This is a genomic window from Mesorhizobium sp. M7A.F.Ca.US.008.03.1.1, from assembly GCF_003997495.1.
Lineage (GTDB): Bacteria > Pseudomonadota > Alphaproteobacteria > Rhizobiales > Rhizobiaceae > Mesorhizobium.
Map to the genome: position 1 here is coordinate 84,303 of NZ_RZRU01000005.1, position 14,982 is coordinate 99,284.

15 protein-coding genes and 2 pseudogenes are annotated in these 14,982 nt (G+C 62.3%); 12 read left to right on the forward strand and 5 right to left on the reverse strand.

The features are described from left to right. The first annotated feature begins 164 nt into the window (after positions 1-164). The 3 genes from EOA16_RS10105 (at position 165) to EOA16_RS10115 (ending at position 3,685) form a co-directional block, all read left to right on the forward strand. On the forward strand, positions 165-1,940 hold the full coding sequence (locus EOA16_RS10105; RefSeq protein WP_127257565.1) for a hypothetical protein: 1,776 nt from the start codon (positions 165-167) through the stop codon (positions 1,938-1,940). Positions 1,941-2,149: 209 nt separating this feature from the next. Further along, positions 2,150-2,953 (forward strand): alpha/beta fold hydrolase, encoded by an 804-nt coding sequence (locus EOA16_RS10110; protein WP_127257567.1) that lies wholly within the window; start codon positions 2,150-2,152, stop codon positions 2,951-2,953. Between the two features lie 114 nt (positions 2,954-3,067). Further along, a complete protein-coding gene (locus tag EOA16_RS10115) occupies positions 3,068-3,685 on the forward strand; it encodes a hypothetical protein (protein WP_027039459.1) in 618 nt (205 codons plus the stop codon). Here EOA16_RS10115 and EOA16_RS10120 read toward each other — a convergent pair. Then, positions 3,669-4,592, reverse strand: coding sequence for a metallophosphoesterase (locus EOA16_RS10120; protein ID WP_127257568.1), 924 nt, complete (start codon positions 4,590-4,592; stop codon positions 3,669-3,671). The two genes, EOA16_RS10115 and EOA16_RS10120, sit on opposite strands and share 17 nt — an antisense overlap. Positions 4,593-4,645: 53 nt before the next feature. On the opposite strand from EOA16_RS10120, the gene EOA16_RS10125 reads away from it, so the two are divergent. Beyond that, positions 4,646-5,140, forward strand: coding sequence for an NUDIX domain-containing protein (locus tag EOA16_RS10125; RefSeq protein ID WP_127257570.1), 495 nt, complete (start codon positions 4,646-4,648; stop codon positions 5,138-5,140). 1 nt (position 5,141) lies between these two features. Here the strand turns inward: EOA16_RS10125 and EOA16_RS10130 are convergent. Then, positions 5,142-6,134: pseudogene (locus EOA16_RS10130) on the reverse strand (glutathione S-transferase family protein). 275 nt (positions 6,135-6,409) lie between these two features. On the opposite strand from EOA16_RS10130, the gene EOA16_RS10135 reads away from it, so the two are divergent. From EOA16_RS10135 to EOA16_RS10160, 6 genes and pseudogenes are all read left to right on the forward strand, one after another. After that, the gene (locus EOA16_RS10135) at positions 6,410-6,946 is read left to right on the forward strand and encodes an N-acetyltransferase (protein WP_127257571.1); all 537 of its coding nucleotides are present in this window, start codon (positions 6,410-6,412) and stop codon (positions 6,944-6,946) included. Between the two features lie 61 nt (positions 6,947-7,007). Continuing rightward, positions 7,008-7,769: a 3-hydroxyacyl-CoA dehydrogenase gene (locus EOA16_RS10140; protein ID WP_127257573.1), complete on the forward strand. Its 762-nt coding sequence runs from the start codon at positions 7,008-7,010 to the stop codon at positions 7,767-7,769. A gap of 6 nt (positions 7,770-7,775) precedes the next feature. Continuing rightward, the gene (locus tag EOA16_RS10145) at positions 7,776-8,951 is read left to right on the forward strand and encodes a CaiB/BaiF CoA-transferase family protein (RefSeq protein ID WP_127257575.1); all 1,176 of its coding nucleotides are present in this window, start codon (positions 7,776-7,778) and stop codon (positions 8,949-8,951) included. A 43-nt stretch (positions 8,952-8,994) separates the two neighbouring features. Further along, positions 8,995-9,762 carry a HugZ family protein gene (locus EOA16_RS10150; RefSeq protein WP_164754200.1) on the forward strand — a complete coding sequence of 256 codons (768 nt, stop codon included), beginning with the start codon at positions 8,995-8,997 and terminating at the stop codon, positions 9,760-9,762. Between the two features lie 152 nt (positions 9,763-9,914). Then, positions 9,915-10,259 (forward strand): metalloregulator ArsR/SmtB family transcription factor, encoded by a 345-nt coding sequence (locus EOA16_RS10155; protein ID WP_013529913.1) that lies wholly within the window; start codon positions 9,915-9,917, stop codon positions 10,257-10,259. Positions 10,260-10,423: 164 nt separating this feature from the next. Further along, positions 10,424-11,238: pseudogene (locus tag EOA16_RS10160) on the forward strand (RNA methyltransferase). Between the two features lie 92 nt (positions 11,239-11,330). Here the strand turns inward: EOA16_RS10160 and EOA16_RS10165 are convergent. Next, positions 11,331-12,467 (reverse strand): hypothetical protein, encoded by a 1,137-nt coding sequence (locus EOA16_RS10165; RefSeq protein WP_127257579.1) that lies wholly within the window; start codon positions 12,465-12,467, stop codon positions 11,331-11,333. Between the two features lie 240 nt (positions 12,468-12,707). Beyond that, positions 12,708-13,244 carry an EipA family protein gene (locus EOA16_RS10170; protein WP_224621527.1) on the reverse strand — a complete coding sequence of 179 codons (537 nt, stop codon included), beginning with the start codon at positions 13,242-13,244 and terminating at the stop codon, positions 12,708-12,710. Positions 13,245-13,635: 391 nt separating this feature from the next. On the opposite strand from EOA16_RS10170, the gene EOA16_RS10175 reads away from it, so the two are divergent. Then, complete coding sequence (locus EOA16_RS10175; RefSeq protein WP_127257581.1) at positions 13,636-14,265, forward strand: histidine phosphotransferase family protein; 630 nt, start codon at positions 13,636-13,638, stop codon at positions 14,263-14,265. Positions 14,266-14,292: 27 nt separating this feature from the next. On the opposite strand, the gene EOA16_RS32585 is transcribed toward EOA16_RS10175, so the two are convergent. Further along, the gene (locus tag EOA16_RS32585) at positions 14,293-14,562 is read right to left on the reverse strand and encodes a hypothetical protein (protein ID WP_164754196.1); all 270 of its coding nucleotides are present in this window, start codon (positions 14,560-14,562) and stop codon (positions 14,293-14,295) included. Here EOA16_RS32585 and EOA16_RS10180 point away from each other — a divergent pair. Further along, on the forward strand, positions 14,504-14,908 hold the full coding sequence (locus EOA16_RS10180) for a response regulator (protein WP_024504503.1): 405 nt from the start codon (positions 14,504-14,506) through the stop codon (positions 14,906-14,908). The genes EOA16_RS32585 and EOA16_RS10180 overlap by 59 nt on opposite strands. The last annotated feature ends 74 nt before the right edge of the window (positions 14,909-14,982 follow it).

A 14,982-nucleotide genomic window follows, 5' to 3' on the forward strand; every position in this document is an offset into this window, starting at 1 on the left:
CGGAACCGGCTCAGTCTCGTGATCGGTTCCGATCTTTCGGGCCATTAACCACCGCGGGATTATCCAGTGGGTACGTGATCGCATAATGGGGTGTATACTTGTGTGGCGGGGCGGGAGCTATATGATCGCGCCTCAACCTGTGCCGACTTCGAGAGGATCGACACTTGCAGCATGCCACGCCTGCCGCCCCCGCAGTGCGCGAGACACTGGAGCGACTGCTTGCCAGCCAAACGTTCGGCCGATCCGAACGCGCGCGCAAGCTGCTGCGTTATCTTGTCGAACGTGAACAGGCCGGCGAAGCCGACAGACTCAAGGGCTTTTCCATTGCCATGGATGTTTTCGGCAAGGACGGTGATTTCGATCCGTCCACCGATGCCGTGGTGCGGGTGCAGGCAGGCAGGCTGCGCGAGCTTCTGCAACATTATTTTGCCAATGAGGGAATTGCCGAGCCGGTCCGCATCGCCATTCCGCGCGGCGGCTATGTCCCTGCCTATGAATTGAACGCGATCCGCCTGCCGGATATTGCCGAGGCTGTTCCCGAACTCAGGCTGGACGGCGCCACATCCGCCGATCGGTCAAACGAAGCCGGCACGGGCATGCTGGACGCGACGTCTCTGGCTTCCGTACCGTCTTCGCCTGCCCCCTCGGTGGCGCGCCATCTCCGCTTTTTCTGGATGGCGATCGCCTTGGTCATCGCCATGCTGGGCGTACTGATCCTTCGCCAGGGCAGCACTGCCTTGCTGGCAGGCGGCGACATCTCGGCAGCGCCGGAGACCGCTGGCGCAACCGCAAGCATCACATCGTCGGCAAGGGCTGACGCCCTGCCGCAAGTTTATATCGGACTCAAGGCTGACGGCCCCGACGCCAGCCGTGTCGCCGCATCGCTGCGCGCCGGCCTGAGTGGCTTCGATACGATCGACTTCATCGGCCGCGACGCCGCCAGCGGTCCGGCCGACGACGCTGAGAGCTTCATATTCGACGTCCTGCCCGGACCGGACGCGGGCGATATCACGATCGAACTGCAAAGCATGGCGTCTGGACGGGTGCTTCTATCGCGCAATCTCACCCCCGCCGACAGCGCACCTGCCGCGGTCGAAGACCGTATCGCCGACATGCTGAGCTCGGCACTCCCCGCCTCCGGCACCATCTACAACTATATCGAGCAGACCGGCACACCAAACGGTCTGACGCAATGCCTGCTGCTCAACGGCAAATATTATCTCGACCAGAACGCCAGGACCCATGAGGCAGCCTATCGTTGCCTCGAGAAGCTGGCCAATGGCGGAACCAAGTCGTCGCTCGTCTATTCGGAACTTGCTTCCCTGCATCTCGAGGCGGTGTCCGATCATTACGCCTATCCGCCCAATGCGACGATTGAAACAGCCGTCGAGTTTGCCCATCGCGGCGTGCAGATGGGTCCGACCAGCCCTTATGCGCATCGCTCCTACGGCTATGTCAGTTCGCGCCTGGGCAATACGGACGAAGCGATCCGCTGGATGCGCAAGGCCTATGAACTCAACCCCTACGATCTCGGCATGGCCGCCGCTTACGGCTACGGGCTGATCTTCGCCGGACGATATGCTGAGGGAACGCCGATCCTCGATCATGCGGCGGAGACCTTCAGCGGGCACCCGACATGGTGGGATTATGGGCTGTTCGTCGGTGAGCTCATGCTCGGCGACATGAACAAGGCAGTCGCGGCCAGCATGGCACTGAGAACGACGGCAACGAAATCACACTACCTGGCGGCACGGCTGGTCGGCGCCAAGGCTGCCGGACAGGACCATCTGGTGAGCACTCTGCTGAAACAGCTGGCCACCGAGTTCCCCAAATTTGCTGCCGATCCGCGGGCGACTTTCGTCGAGCGGAAATATCCGGCCGACCTGACCGACCGTCTGGTCCAGGCACTCCGCGCTGCCGGGCTCGGCAGCCCAAGCTGACACCATCGACGTCCGCGCACTGGCTGCGCCACGTCCCGATGGATTTCCTGCGCTCCGATCGCCGAATGCCGATTGGTCGCCAAGTTCTGTACACAACCGTACAAATCGCGAAAATTTTACTGGTCATCACGTTGGACTAGGCGCAATTCAGCCACGATTGGTGTCGCGCATTCTGCAATAACAAACTGCAATAACAAAAATCAGCTTTCATGACCGCATCACTTTTTGCCGCCGAAGAGGGTGTTGGCTCGAAGGCCATCGTCCTGCTGCATGGTTTCGGCGGCTGCCACGATGTATGGCGCGAGGTGATTTCCGCCCTGACACCTCCCACGCATACGCTGGCCTATGATCTGCCCGGGCATGGGATGTCCCTCGATTTTCCTGCCGCCGGTCCGGCCAGGGTGGCGGCCAAGGCCGTTCTGGCCGATCTCTCGGAGCGTCGCCTGAAGCGCGTTCATCTCGTGGGCCACTCGATGGGCGGTGTCGTGGCGGCGCTGATGGCGCTGGCCGAGCCCGAAAAGATAGCCTCGCTGACGCTTCTGGCGCCGGGGGGCCTTGGCCCCGAAATCAATGGAGCGCTGTTGCGCCGCTATGCCGAAGCCGCGGATCGGTCCGAGATCCGCTCCTGCCTCGCCGTCATGTCGGGACCTTCAGCCCTGCCGCTCGAACATACCGTGGACACCCTTTGGGAAATGCGCAAGCGATCCGGCCAACTCGAAAAGCTCGTCGAGATCGCAGCCGCCATGACCGTGGACGATCGGCAAGGCGTCATCCCGCACGATCGCCTTGATGGGCTGAACATGCCGGTGATGGTGGCATGGGGAACCAACGATGCGGTGCTGCCCTTTACCCAGGCGGATGACCTGCCGGCGCATTTTCACGTGCACCACGTGCTGGAGGCCGGCCATATGCTGCCGGAGGAAGCCCCCGACCTCGTTGCCGAGATCATTCGCCGCAACACCAACCGCCGCGCCAGGCCGCATCGCCAGAAATTCGCAGCAGCAGCCAGCTGACCTTTTTCGCGCACGACAACCCTCCTGAGCACCCCGATGCCGTCGATCTCGCCAGTGCATTTTGCCGGCGGCTGTGTTAACCCGGTGTTAACCAAACCCACGAGGCAGACGCCGATGAAGGAAGCAGGCGAGAAGACCATCGACCAGTCGAAGAAACTGTCCGATGCCATCCGTGACGTCAAAAATGCCTTCGCCGACCGCGACGACGTCGTCGTCGACATGCGCGAAGCGCATCGCATGCGTCTCGATCTGCTTGCCGCCGAGCTGGCGCCGGTTTTTGCCGATGTTCCGGCCGACATGGACAATTTCGACTTTGTCGTCTCGTCCGGCTTGCAGCCGCGCCTGTGGATCGACGCCATCAGCCATGTCGCCATGGGGCGCGACCGCCGCACCTATCGCTTCCTCAAGGACACCCGCATCGGCCGGGTGGTGCTTGCCGAATCCACCGAGATGAAACCGGTTGCCGATTCCGTGACGCGCTATGTCGCCGAGCGCATCGTCGAGCGTCAGAGGATGCTGGAAGGCGGCGTCGAACCCGCCGTCGCCGGCCTGAAACGTGCGTATGTGCCAGAAGCCGAACCGCCGCTGCACGCGACGGAGCGTGGCAAACGCTGGTCGGCCCTTCTGTCCGGGCTTGGCCTGGTCGCTGCCGGCGCACTGGTCGGCCTTGTGGTGTCGGTCGTCCTGTTCTGGGACCGCATCGTGGCCATGGTTGTCAATTTGCGGCCATAGCGGCCTCGGTGCCAAGCTCCACCGTCTGCAGATCGGATGGCGGTATGGACGGCCCGGTCAGGCCGCGCCGTGTCAGCCGGATTCGCCAATTTCCCTTTTCACCGTCGATGTCGAACAGATTATACTGCGCCGCCGGGTGCTTGCCGCCCGGCGCCTGGCCGGCGGCAGCGACACCGACCGCCGGGATCCTGACGCCTCGACCGCCGATGAAGAACAGCGACGGCAGATGCGAATGGCCGTGCAGCACAAGGTCGGCGCCGTGGCGGCGAATGATCTTGTTGAAGCGGGCGATGCCGAACAGCCGCTTGTGCTGCGGGACCGCGCCGCGCACCGGCGGATGGTGGATCATGATGGCACGGAACAATCCCTGTCCGGCGGTGTTCTGGAGGATTTTGCCGAGCCTATCCGCCTGGCCTTCCATGAAGAAACCATTGGCCATGAAGGGTGCCGTGGCGCGTGCCGTCGAGACGCCGATCAGCGCGACATTGCCGCGCACACGCAGGTAGGGGAATGCGTTGCGGTCGACCGGCGTGTTGACGCCGTCGCCGCTCATCCACGCCGCCCAGGACCGGCAGACCTTGTCGAAGGCGCCTGGCACATAGGCGTCGTGATTGCCCGGAACGACTGAAACATCATGCGGCGGTCCCAGCGTCTCCAGCCAGTGCCTGGCCATCTCGATCTCGCCGTCGAGCGCCAGATTGACCAGGTCGCCGGTGACGGCGAGGTGGTCAGGCGTGTTCGCCTTGATGTCGGCGACGATCGTGTCAATGACCGCATCATGCATATGGCGGCGGCGGTTGCGCTGCCAGTTGACATAGCCGAGCACGCGCTTGGAGGCGAGATCGCGATAAGATACATCGGGGAGCGGCCCCAGATGGACATCGGAAATATGCGCGAGCCTGAACATACAACCTTCATAGGCGACCCGCGCGCGGCTTTCCACCCACGGTTTCGCTATCAATGACGAGCCCTGAAGATGCCTTCCGCCAGACCGGCTGGCCAGGTTTGAGGGCCAGGCTGTTCCATCTCTATTTCGTGCTGCGGAGGCCGATGACGCTTGGCGTGCGCGGCTTGATCCACGACAGGGCGTCGAGGTCCGTCTTCCTTATTCGCCATACCTATGTACCGGGCTGGCAGCTTCCCGGCGGCGGCGTCGAAGTCGGCGAGACGATGAACGAGGCACTGGCCCGTGAACTGGCCGAGGAAGGCAACATCGCTCTCACCGCTCCGCCGGTGCTCAAATCGATGCATTTCAACCGCCGCTCCAGCCGCCGCGACCATGTCGGCTTTTATTTGCTCGAGCATTTCAGCCAGACGGCGCCGAAGCTGCCGGACCACGAGATCGCCGAAGCCGGCTTCTTCCCGCTCGACGGCTTGCCCGTGGGCACGACGCCGGCGACGCTGCGCCGGATCGCCGAGGTTTTTGACGGCGAGCAGCCCTCGCCCTACTGGTAGATCAGGTTGCCGCTTTCTCGAAGCGCGCCCGGTCATGCCGTGCGGCATAATCCAGATCCGGCCCGACAGGCACGATCCGCGTCGGATTGATCGTCTGGTGGCTGCCGTAATAATGCGCCTTGATATGATGCAGGTTCACCGTCCCGGCCACATCAGGCACCTGGTAGAGATCGCGCAGATAGTTGGACAGGTTCGGGTAGTCGGCGATACGGCGCAGATTGCATTTGAAATGGCCGACATACACCGGATCGAAGCGCACCAGCGTGGTGAACAGCCGCCAGTCGGCCTCGGTGATGCGGCTGCCGACCAGATAGCGCTGCTTCGACAGCCGCTCCTCCAGCGCATCCAGCGCTGCGAACAATTCACCGAACGCCTCTTCATAGGCGCGTTGCGTGGTAGCGAAGCCGGCGCGATAGACGCCGTTGTTGATGGCGGGATAGACCAGCGCATTGATGCGGTCGATCTCGCCGCGCAACGCCTTCGGATAGAAATCGAGGCTTGCGTCGCCCCATTCGTCGAAGTCTGAATTCAGCATGCGGATGATTTCGGAAGACTAATTGGAGACGATGGTCTGCTCCTTTTTGTCCCACAGCACCGGCACCGTCACCCTGCCCGAATAGTCGGGATCGGCCTTGGCATAGATCTGGTGCAGGAAGTCGAGGCCGTAGAGCGTATCGCCCGTGGCGCCGTCCTCAGCCACGAACGTCCAGCCGTTAGCGCCCATGAAATGATGCACCACCGACACCGATATGACGCCTTCCAGCTTCTTCAGCGCGCGAAAGATCAACGTCCGGTGGGCCCACGGACAGGCAAGCGAGACATAGAGATGATAGCGGCCGGGCTCGGCCTTGAAACCGCGCGTCCGGCCTTCGGCAGGCGCCCCATCGACGGTGATCCAGTCGCGCCATTGCGACTGCGTCCGCACGAACCTGCCACCATTGTCCGCTGTATCGTACCAGCGGTCCTGCCATCTTCCTTCGACCAGCAATCCCATGCAAATCTCCTAGCGTTCTGTTGATTGATGTAGGCGCAAGGCTGCCCTGTCGAAGACGTCAGGTGCTGAACAGACCGTCACTTGGCAGAAATGACGGACAGAAACGGCCGATTGCAGCGGCGGGAAATTGATGCTAGCGGACAATCCGCATGTTCGACTTTGCTTTGATCCGGTTTGACCGACGACGAAAGGGCGCCCGCGCTTGATGAAGCGCTGACTGGCGAATGCTGCCGTTTGCAGCAAACCTTTCCTCCTTGTACCGGACCGCAAAGACCATGAGCCTTGCCGACGTGAAATACCTGCCGGAAGCCCCGGCGCACGACCCCGAGATCGAAGCCATCAACGACGAAGCCTTCGGGCCCGGCCGCTTTGTGCTGGCTGCTTACAAGATTCGTGAAGCCGGAGGGCATGAACGCTCGCTGTCCTTCGTCGCCGTCGACGGCGAACTTGTCGTTGCCTCGGTGCGCATGACCCGTATCGCCGCCGGTGCCGGCCGCGCATTGATGCTCGGGCCGCTCGCGGTGCGGCCGGCCTTCAAGAATCTCGGCATCGGCCGCCGGCTGGTGGCAATCGCGCTGGAGGCCGCCGCCCGGGCCGGCGCACCTGCCGTCATGCTGGTCGGTGACGAGCCCTATTACGGGCCGCTCGGTTTCAAGCGGATTCCGCGCGGCCAGATTTCGATGCCGCGCCCCGTCGATCTCGACCGGCTGCTGTCGCACGAGATCGCGCCGGGCGCGGTAGCCAGGCTGTTGGGCGAGGTCTGCCACGCCGATCAGGCCAGGGTGGCCGATCCTACCGCGGCGATGGCTTGACCTTTCCCTTCGATCTGGCGCCTGATCGGTCCCACTGTTCCTGAGATCAAAGGATGACGCCATGAACCCGAACGGCCAGATCGCGATCGTCACCGGCGGCGGCTCCGGCCTTGGCGAGGCAACGGCGCGCGCGCTGGCCGCCAAGGGCGCCCGCGTCGCCATCTTCGATGTCGATATTGATCGCGCGGCCAAGGTCGCGGCCGAGATCGGTGGTATTGCCGTCCAATGCGACGTCAGCAGCGCCGACAGCGGGACCACTGCACTCGCCGACGTCGCCGCCAAGCTTGGCGAGCCGCGGATCCTGGTCAATTGTGCCGGCATCGCCATCGGCGTGAAGACCATCGGCAAGGATGGTCCCCATCCCCTCGATCAGTACCGCAAGGTGATCGAGGTCAATCTGATCGGCACGTTCAACATGATCCGCCTCGTCGCCGAGCGCGCGTCGAAGCTTGAGCCGCTGCAGGGCGGCGAGCGCGGCGTCATCGTCAACACCGCTTCGGTTGCCGCCTATGATGGCCAGATCGGCCAGGCCGCCTATGCCGCGTCCAAGGGCGGCGTCGTCGGCATGACACTGCCGGTGGCGCGCGACCTTGCCCGTTCCGGCATCCGCGTCTGCACCATCGCTCCCGGCATCTTCAAGACACCGATGATGGCCGGCATGCCGCAAGAGGTGCAGGATTCGCTGGGCGCCGCCGTGCCCTTCCCGTCGCGCCTGGGCGAACCGTCCGAATATGCCGCTCTCGCCCTGCACATCATCGAGAACCAGATGCTGAACGGCGAGACCATTCGCCTCGACGGCGCCATTCGCATGGCACCGAAATAGAAGGTCATGAGCGCCGGCCTGTCCGCTGCCGCTAAAACCGGTCCGCTGGCCGGGCTGAAGGTGATCGAGATGGCCGGGCTCGGCCCCGTGCCGCTGGCCGGCCTGATGCTGTCGGAGATGGGCGCCGAAGTGTTGCGCATCGAACGGGCGGGGACGAGCCAATTTCTGTCGCTGCCGGATGAGTACAACATCGACCGCCATGGCCGCGCCCACCTGCGCCTCGACCTGAAGCGCCGTGAAGGCACCGATCTGTTGCTGCGCCTTGCCGAAAAGGCGGACATGCTGCTCGAAGGCTTTCGCCCGGGCGTCATGGAGCGACTCGGCCTCGGCCCGGAAGCGGTGCTGGCGCGGAATCCGGCGCTGATCTACGGCCGTATGACCGGTTTCGGCCAAGACGGCCCGCTCGCCGGCCGCGCCGGCCACGACATCACCTATCTCGCTTATAGCGGCGTGCTGCACGCCATCGGCCATGCTGAGGGCCGTCCCGTCCCGCCGCTCAACCTTGTCGCCGACTATGGCGGTGGCGCCATGATGCTGATTGCTGGCGTGCTGGCCGCCCTGTTCCAACGTTCGCGCACGGGCAAGGGTGAAGTCATCGACGCCGCGATGGTCGACGGTGCGTCGATGCTGGCGGTGCCCCTGCACGCCTTGATGGCGGCCGGCTTGTGGAACGACAAGCGCGGCGCGAACCTGCTCGATTCCGGCGCCCCGTTCTACGACACCTATGAGACGTCGGACGGGCGGCATATCGCCATCGGCTGCCTCGAGCCGAAATTCTTCGCCGAATTCGCCAGGCTGCTGCCGCTCGACGAGCGCTTTGCATCCGGCCAGTACGACAAGGCCCTGTGGCCGCCGATGCGCACCGCCATTGCCGACCGGATCCGGCAGAAGCCACGCGACGACTGGGACCGGCTGTTCGCGCAAACCGATGCCTGCGTCGCACCCGTTCTGTCGCTGCGAGAGGCGAAGCACCACCCGCACAATCGGGCACGCAACGCCTCTGTGACGACAGGCGCATTTGAGCGCCCCGCCCCCGCGCCGCGTTTCTCGAATTCGCAGCCGGCACTGGCCACAATGCCCGACGCCAAGGATTTGTTGCCGTCGGCAATGCTGGCGCGTTTCGGCTTTGCGAGAGCCGAGATTGACGACCTTGTCAAATCCGGCTTGCTGACCGATAACTAGAGAAGAAAAATCAACTTACTGCGGTGATGCCTTGGACGAGCCGATGAAGGGGGTGATCCGCGAGACGGACGACGAAGCGATCCGGCTGGCGAAGGCGCTTCTGCGCAGCGCGCGCTTTGGCGCCCTGGCGGTGGTCGAACCGCAAACCGGCTCGCCGCTGGCCAGCAGAGTTGGCGTGGCCACCGACATCGACGGCGCGCCGCTGATCCTGGTGTCGATGCTTTCGGCGCACACCGGCGCCCTGCTTGCCGATCCGCGCTGTTCCCTGTTGCTCGGCGAACCGGGCAAGGGCGACCCGCTGGCGCACCCGCGCCTGACATTGATCTGCCAGGCGGCACGGCTTGAGCGCGGATCAGGCGAACACGCCCGCGCCCAGCGCCGCTATCTCAATCACAATCCCAAGGCGAAACTTTACGCCGGTCTCGGCGACTTTTCGATCTTTCGCCTCGGTCCGCAACGCGCCAGCCTCAACGGCGGCTTCGGCAAGGCCTATCAGCTCGATCAATCGGATCTGCTCACCAGCGGACCGATCGTCGAGGAACTCGCGGCGCGCGAACAATCGGCCATCGACCACATGAACGCCGACCATCTCGACGCGATCACCGTTTACGCACAGCATTTCGCGAAAGTATCCGGAAACGGCTGGCGTGTTGCCGGGTTCGATGCCGATGGCATTGATCTGGTGTCGGGCGACGATGTTTGCCGGGCCTTTTACCCACAACCTTTGGCGGCGGCAGGCGGATTGCGGCACGTTCTGGTCGATATGGCCAAGGCCGGTCGAGCCATTGTCGACACCGGGACTGAGACTTAATTATGCTGGATCAAAAGCAACACTTGAGATTTAAGTGAAATGCTCTACCTTTTGGTGACGCTGAATCGCCAGCGCCGATCGATAAGTGAATTTATGGAATCAGACGCCATTGCCCCCATGGCGTCGGGATGAACAAGAAGCATGGGGGATCGATGGTCTCGACAAAGCTAATCGTGAACGCCGAATCGGCGGCAGAGTTTCTCATGCTGATGGGCAATGAGAAGCGACTGTTGATCATGAGCTATCTCGCCGAAGGTGAAATGTCGGTTGGAGCCATCGCCGAAAAGGTGATGCTCAGCCAATCCGCCCTGTCCCAGCACCTGGCCAAGTTGCGGGCGCTCGACCTTGTCGACACCCGTCGCGACCGGCAGATGATTTACTACTCCTGCAAATCCGACGCCGTGCGCGAATTGCTTGTCATGCTGGATGGCATTTTCGGCAGCGGCAAGGATGACCTGTCCCAGATGGCGCACCGTTTGCGCCGTGCTGGAACCTGACCACATAGCCACCGATCTCGCCGGGGATTCAGAGCGACATGCGCCCATCCGGGGGCGCACAAGCTGGCTGATTGTCCCGAATTGTCGCATCGTGCTTTCCAAACAAGCTGAGCGCCGGGAAGCGGTCCGGATTTTAGGACCGATGCGATGGTCGCGAGGAATGCATGGATCCCATTCGCATCGACGACCCGCAAGATCCACGCGTCGCTGCCTATCTCGACATTCGCGAGCGTGACCTCGCCGGCCGGCAAGGCCGCTTTGTCGCCGAAGGCAAGGTGGTGCTCGACCTGCTGCTCTCGACCGGGCGCTTTGCCGCCGAATCGGTCCTGGTCCTGGAAAACCGGCTGGCAGGTCTCGACAACATCCTGAGCAAGGCGCCCACCGACCTCCCGGTCTATGTCGCCACCAGCGCGGTGATGGACGCTATCGCCGGATTTCACATGCATCGCGGCATCCTGGCCATGGGCCGCAAGGGAGAGCCGCTGCCGGCCGAAGCCTTGCTCGATGGCTTGCCGCCTCGTGCGCTGGTCGTAGTGCTCGTCGGCATCGCCAACCATGACAATGTGGGCTCGATCTTCCGCAACGCCGCCGCCTTTGGCGCTGACGCGGTTCTGCTGGATGCGACATGCTGCGATCCGCTCTATCGCAAGGCGATCCGCGTTTCGGTCGGCGCCGCGCTCAGATCCCTTTTGCATCGTTCACCGACACCGCCGGCTTCACAACGATGCTCGCCCGACGTGGCTTCGAACAATTCGCGCTGTCGCCACGCGGGAAGACCGACATCCGCCATGCGCAGCGCAGCGAGCGCCTGGCGCTCTATCTCGGCACCGAGGGCGAAGGCTTGCCGGGCAAGCTGCTCGCAAGCCTGCACAATGTGCGGATCACCATGGCGGAAGGCTTCGACAGCCTGAATGTCGCCGCGGCTTCAGCCATCGCGCTGCATCATTTTTCGGCCAGAGCAATTCTAGGAAAAGTGTGAAGCGGTTCTCCGTCCAGAATTGCGTCCAAGCAAAGCGTTAGGGCATTTCGCCGTTTCCGTGAAACGGTGAAATGCTCTAAGGAAGCCTGACTTCAGCTTGTCGCGTCAGCCTTCTGCAGCGCGCGCACACGGTCGGCAAGACTGCGGTCACCATTGCCGGAGCGTGCGTCCGACGGTACCGCCAATGCCTTGGCGATCGGCGAACCAGGCCCCTCGAGCTTGGCCGTCAGATGGACGACCTCCGCCGCCAGTTCGTTCATCTGCTCGCGCAAGGCGGAGCTGCTGTCCGTGGCCTTGGACGCTGCCAGTGCGGTGAGATCCGCCTTCAGCCGCCTGTTCTCGCGCGCCAGCGCCGTCAGCCTCGCCTCGAGCTGCTCACGGTCGCTGTCGAGCTTGGCGATTGCCTTGTCGAAATCATCGCTCCTGGCGACATCGCCGCCCTTGCCGACCAGCCGCAAGGCTGGTGCGCTGTCCTCGGATTTCGATCTTTCGCGCATGCGTGCCAGTTCCTTTTCGCGGCGGTCGAGTTTGTCTTCGCGATCGGCAAGTGTGGCCAGCAGCCGTTCGACCTTCTTGTCGAGTTCGGCGGTTTTTTTCTTCTCGGCTTTCAGGGCGTCCCGCGCGGCCTTGCTTTCGGCCGCGATTTCCTGGCCGCGCCTGTCGGCTTCCTTGCGCTGGCCGCGCAGCATCGCAATGTCACTGGCGAGTTTCTGCATTTCAGACTCTCGCGCCACGAGCTCGATCTGTCGGCTGCTCGAGGAAAAACTGGCGTCGTCATACATGCGCTCCAGCTTTTCCAGCTCAAGTGCGCGCTTTTCCAGCTTGCGTTCGGTTTCCTTCAGACGCTCCGAAAGCTGCTGCAACTCGCCCTCTCGTTGACGCAGCGCTTCGTTCTTCGCGCCCAGCTCGGTCAGCGCCTGGTTCTTGTCCGTCCGCTCGACCGCCAGGCCCTTCATGGCCTCGCGACCGCGATTGATCTCGACCAGTTGTTCGGCCGCCTTTTCACGCAACGCCTTGACGCTGATTTCCAGGCGGCGCGTCGTCATCGCGTATTCGGCGCGGATGCGATCCTTGTCCGCCTGGATCTCGGTCTGTGTCAGGGGGATCGAGGATTCGACGCGTTTGCGTGTAAGCGCGACCGCACGACGCCATATGGCCGGAGCCACCATGAGCGCCAGAAAGCCAGCGCAGAGAAAGCCGAGAACGAAGAATAGGACCGACTGGACCAAGTGACTACCCGTTGTGGCCGGTAAGCATCAAACCAATACATGTCGCCGAAGTGGGAACCGGTTTTGGGACAACGACATGCAACAAGATAAACCAAAAGCGCATAGAGCGCTTTGACTGTGCCACGTTGACATGGCGGAAATCCAGCGTTGCGGCAAGGGTTTGCCGCAACGCTACGAGTTTAACGCATGTCGAACCAAAAGCGGTCCCGGTTTTGGGCAACGACAGCCAAGGACTTCAGCTTAGAACGGGTTCCACGTGGCCCGCTCGGTAAGCTTCAGATAGCCGAGATTGACGCCGAGCCGGGCACCGACGCCGGTGCGAATCGGCACCAAGAGCACATTGTTGTTCTTCAGCACGTTGAAGCCGACGCCCGCCACCACATAGGCTGAACCGGCGACGCCGCCATAGCGGTTGTAGAGGCTGCCCACATCGTCGAGATTGTAGACCAGCATCATCACCCGCGAACCCTCGCCGCCAAAATCCCAGCCGAGCGACGGACCTTGCCAGAACACTTTGTGATCGCCGGCATTCTTGGTGTAGAGCGTGCCTTCGCCATAGGTCAGGCCGCCGATCAGCGCGCCCGAGCCCTCTTCGCCGAGCAGATAGCCGTTGGGCAGGCCGTAGGAGGCAAAAATCTTCTCGATCACCGTGGCGAGTCCGCCCGATGTCGCGCCAAAAAATTTGTGACCGGAATCGACAATCTCCTGAGCGGTGTATTCCTGGGCCCGCAGGGCTGAAGTCGAGAAGACGAGAACGCCCAGGAGCGTGACCGCCATTGAGAAGACACGGAGAAAGCTCCGGTCGTAGTATCGGGAAAACATGCTTCCAATCTCCGTCAGGGAGCACCTTCGCCGACGCCTCGTACCCCGTACGGCTCTTTTAGCCGGCCGTTAAGGGTAACTGTTAGGGGCAAACTATGCCGTAATCCTTTTTCAACCATTAATCTCACACATGAACATGGCGGTTCGAAGGCTGTTTGGGGTCGCTCAAGTGGGATCGGCGGCCTGCGTGAACACGCCATTTGCCATAACCACAATCTGGATTTGTTGCTGCACGCACGGGCGCTGTGTATTCAGAAAGCTCGAGGAGAGAGTGCGTGATTCGTGTGGCAGGTGACGATCGATCGCCCGGCCATGAGTTGTGAGATTTTGCAGGGATTTTTCGCCGATGGCCGATCTGTTCACCCTTTCCGCACCCGATCTGGCAGCGCTTTTGTGCAGCCGGGTCTGCCACGATATCATCTCGCCGGTCGGCGCGATCAACAACGGGCTCGAATTGCTTGATGAAGGCGGCGCCGATGAGGACGCCATGAAGCTGATCCGTCAGAGCGCCCGCAACGCATCGGCCCGCCTGCAGTTCGCCCGCATCGCCTTCGGTGCCGCCGGCTCGGCCGGCATGTTGATCGACACCGGCGATGCCGAAGCGGTCGCCATCGCCTTCCTCAAGAACGAAAAGCCGGAACTGACCTGGAACGGGCCCCGCGCGTTGCTGCCCAAGAACAAGGTCAAGCTGCTGCTCAACCTGATCCTCGTCGCCAATGCCGCCATTCCGCGCGGCGGCAAGCTTTCGGTGACGCTGGAAAATCTCGAGACCGAGCCGCGCTTCGCGCTTGCGGCGGCTGGCCCGATGCTGCGTGTGCCGCCGAAATTCCTCGAACTGCATTCCGGCCACAAGCCGGAGGAACCGATCGACGCGCATTCCGTGCAGCCCTATTACACGCTGTTTTTGTCAAGCAGAAGACGGCATACGATATCGATCCACGCGACGCCGGAAGAAATCGTGCTTTCGGCGGCCTGATTGCTCAGCCGGTAAAGCGAAGTATTTCTACATTGAAATCTGCAATTCCAGCTCATCGACTTGAGATGCGCCTGATCGTCCAGGCAGTACCAAAGCATTCGTGAATAAAAGCAGGCAGCTGCCCATCTTTGCAAAAATTTTACCTAACGCCTTTTCGGCTTCTTTACCAGATTGGCCTATGGTGCGTCCTGGATGCCCCGACGCTACCGGACTGCCAGAAGGCAAAGAGGACCCGGAAATGAAACGCTGCATGTTCGTCGACGATTCAAGCGTCATCAGGAAGGTTGCAAAACGCATCCTGGGCGGCTCCGAAATGATTGTCATCGAGGCCGCCAGCGGACTTGACGCGCTGGAGATGTGCGCCGCCGACATGCCCGACATCATCGTCGTCGATGGCGCCTTGCCCGACGTACCGGCGGTCGATCTCATCCGTCGCGTCCGCGCCATGGAGAGCCCGATAAGGCCGCAAATCCTGATTTCGCTGGTCGAGCTCGATATTGCTTCGATCATGCGGGCCAAGCGGGCCGGCGCCCAGGGCTATCTCTTGAAGCCGTTCAACCGCCCGCAGCTGCTCGAGCGCTTTCGCACCTTGAAGAGCGCACCTGATTCGGCATCCTTGAGCAATTCCAGAAAAAGTGCGTGACGGTTTTCTGCCCGGAAGCCCAAAAACAGACCGTTACCAGCCCATCATGCAAAAACCCGGCCGAAGCCGGGTTT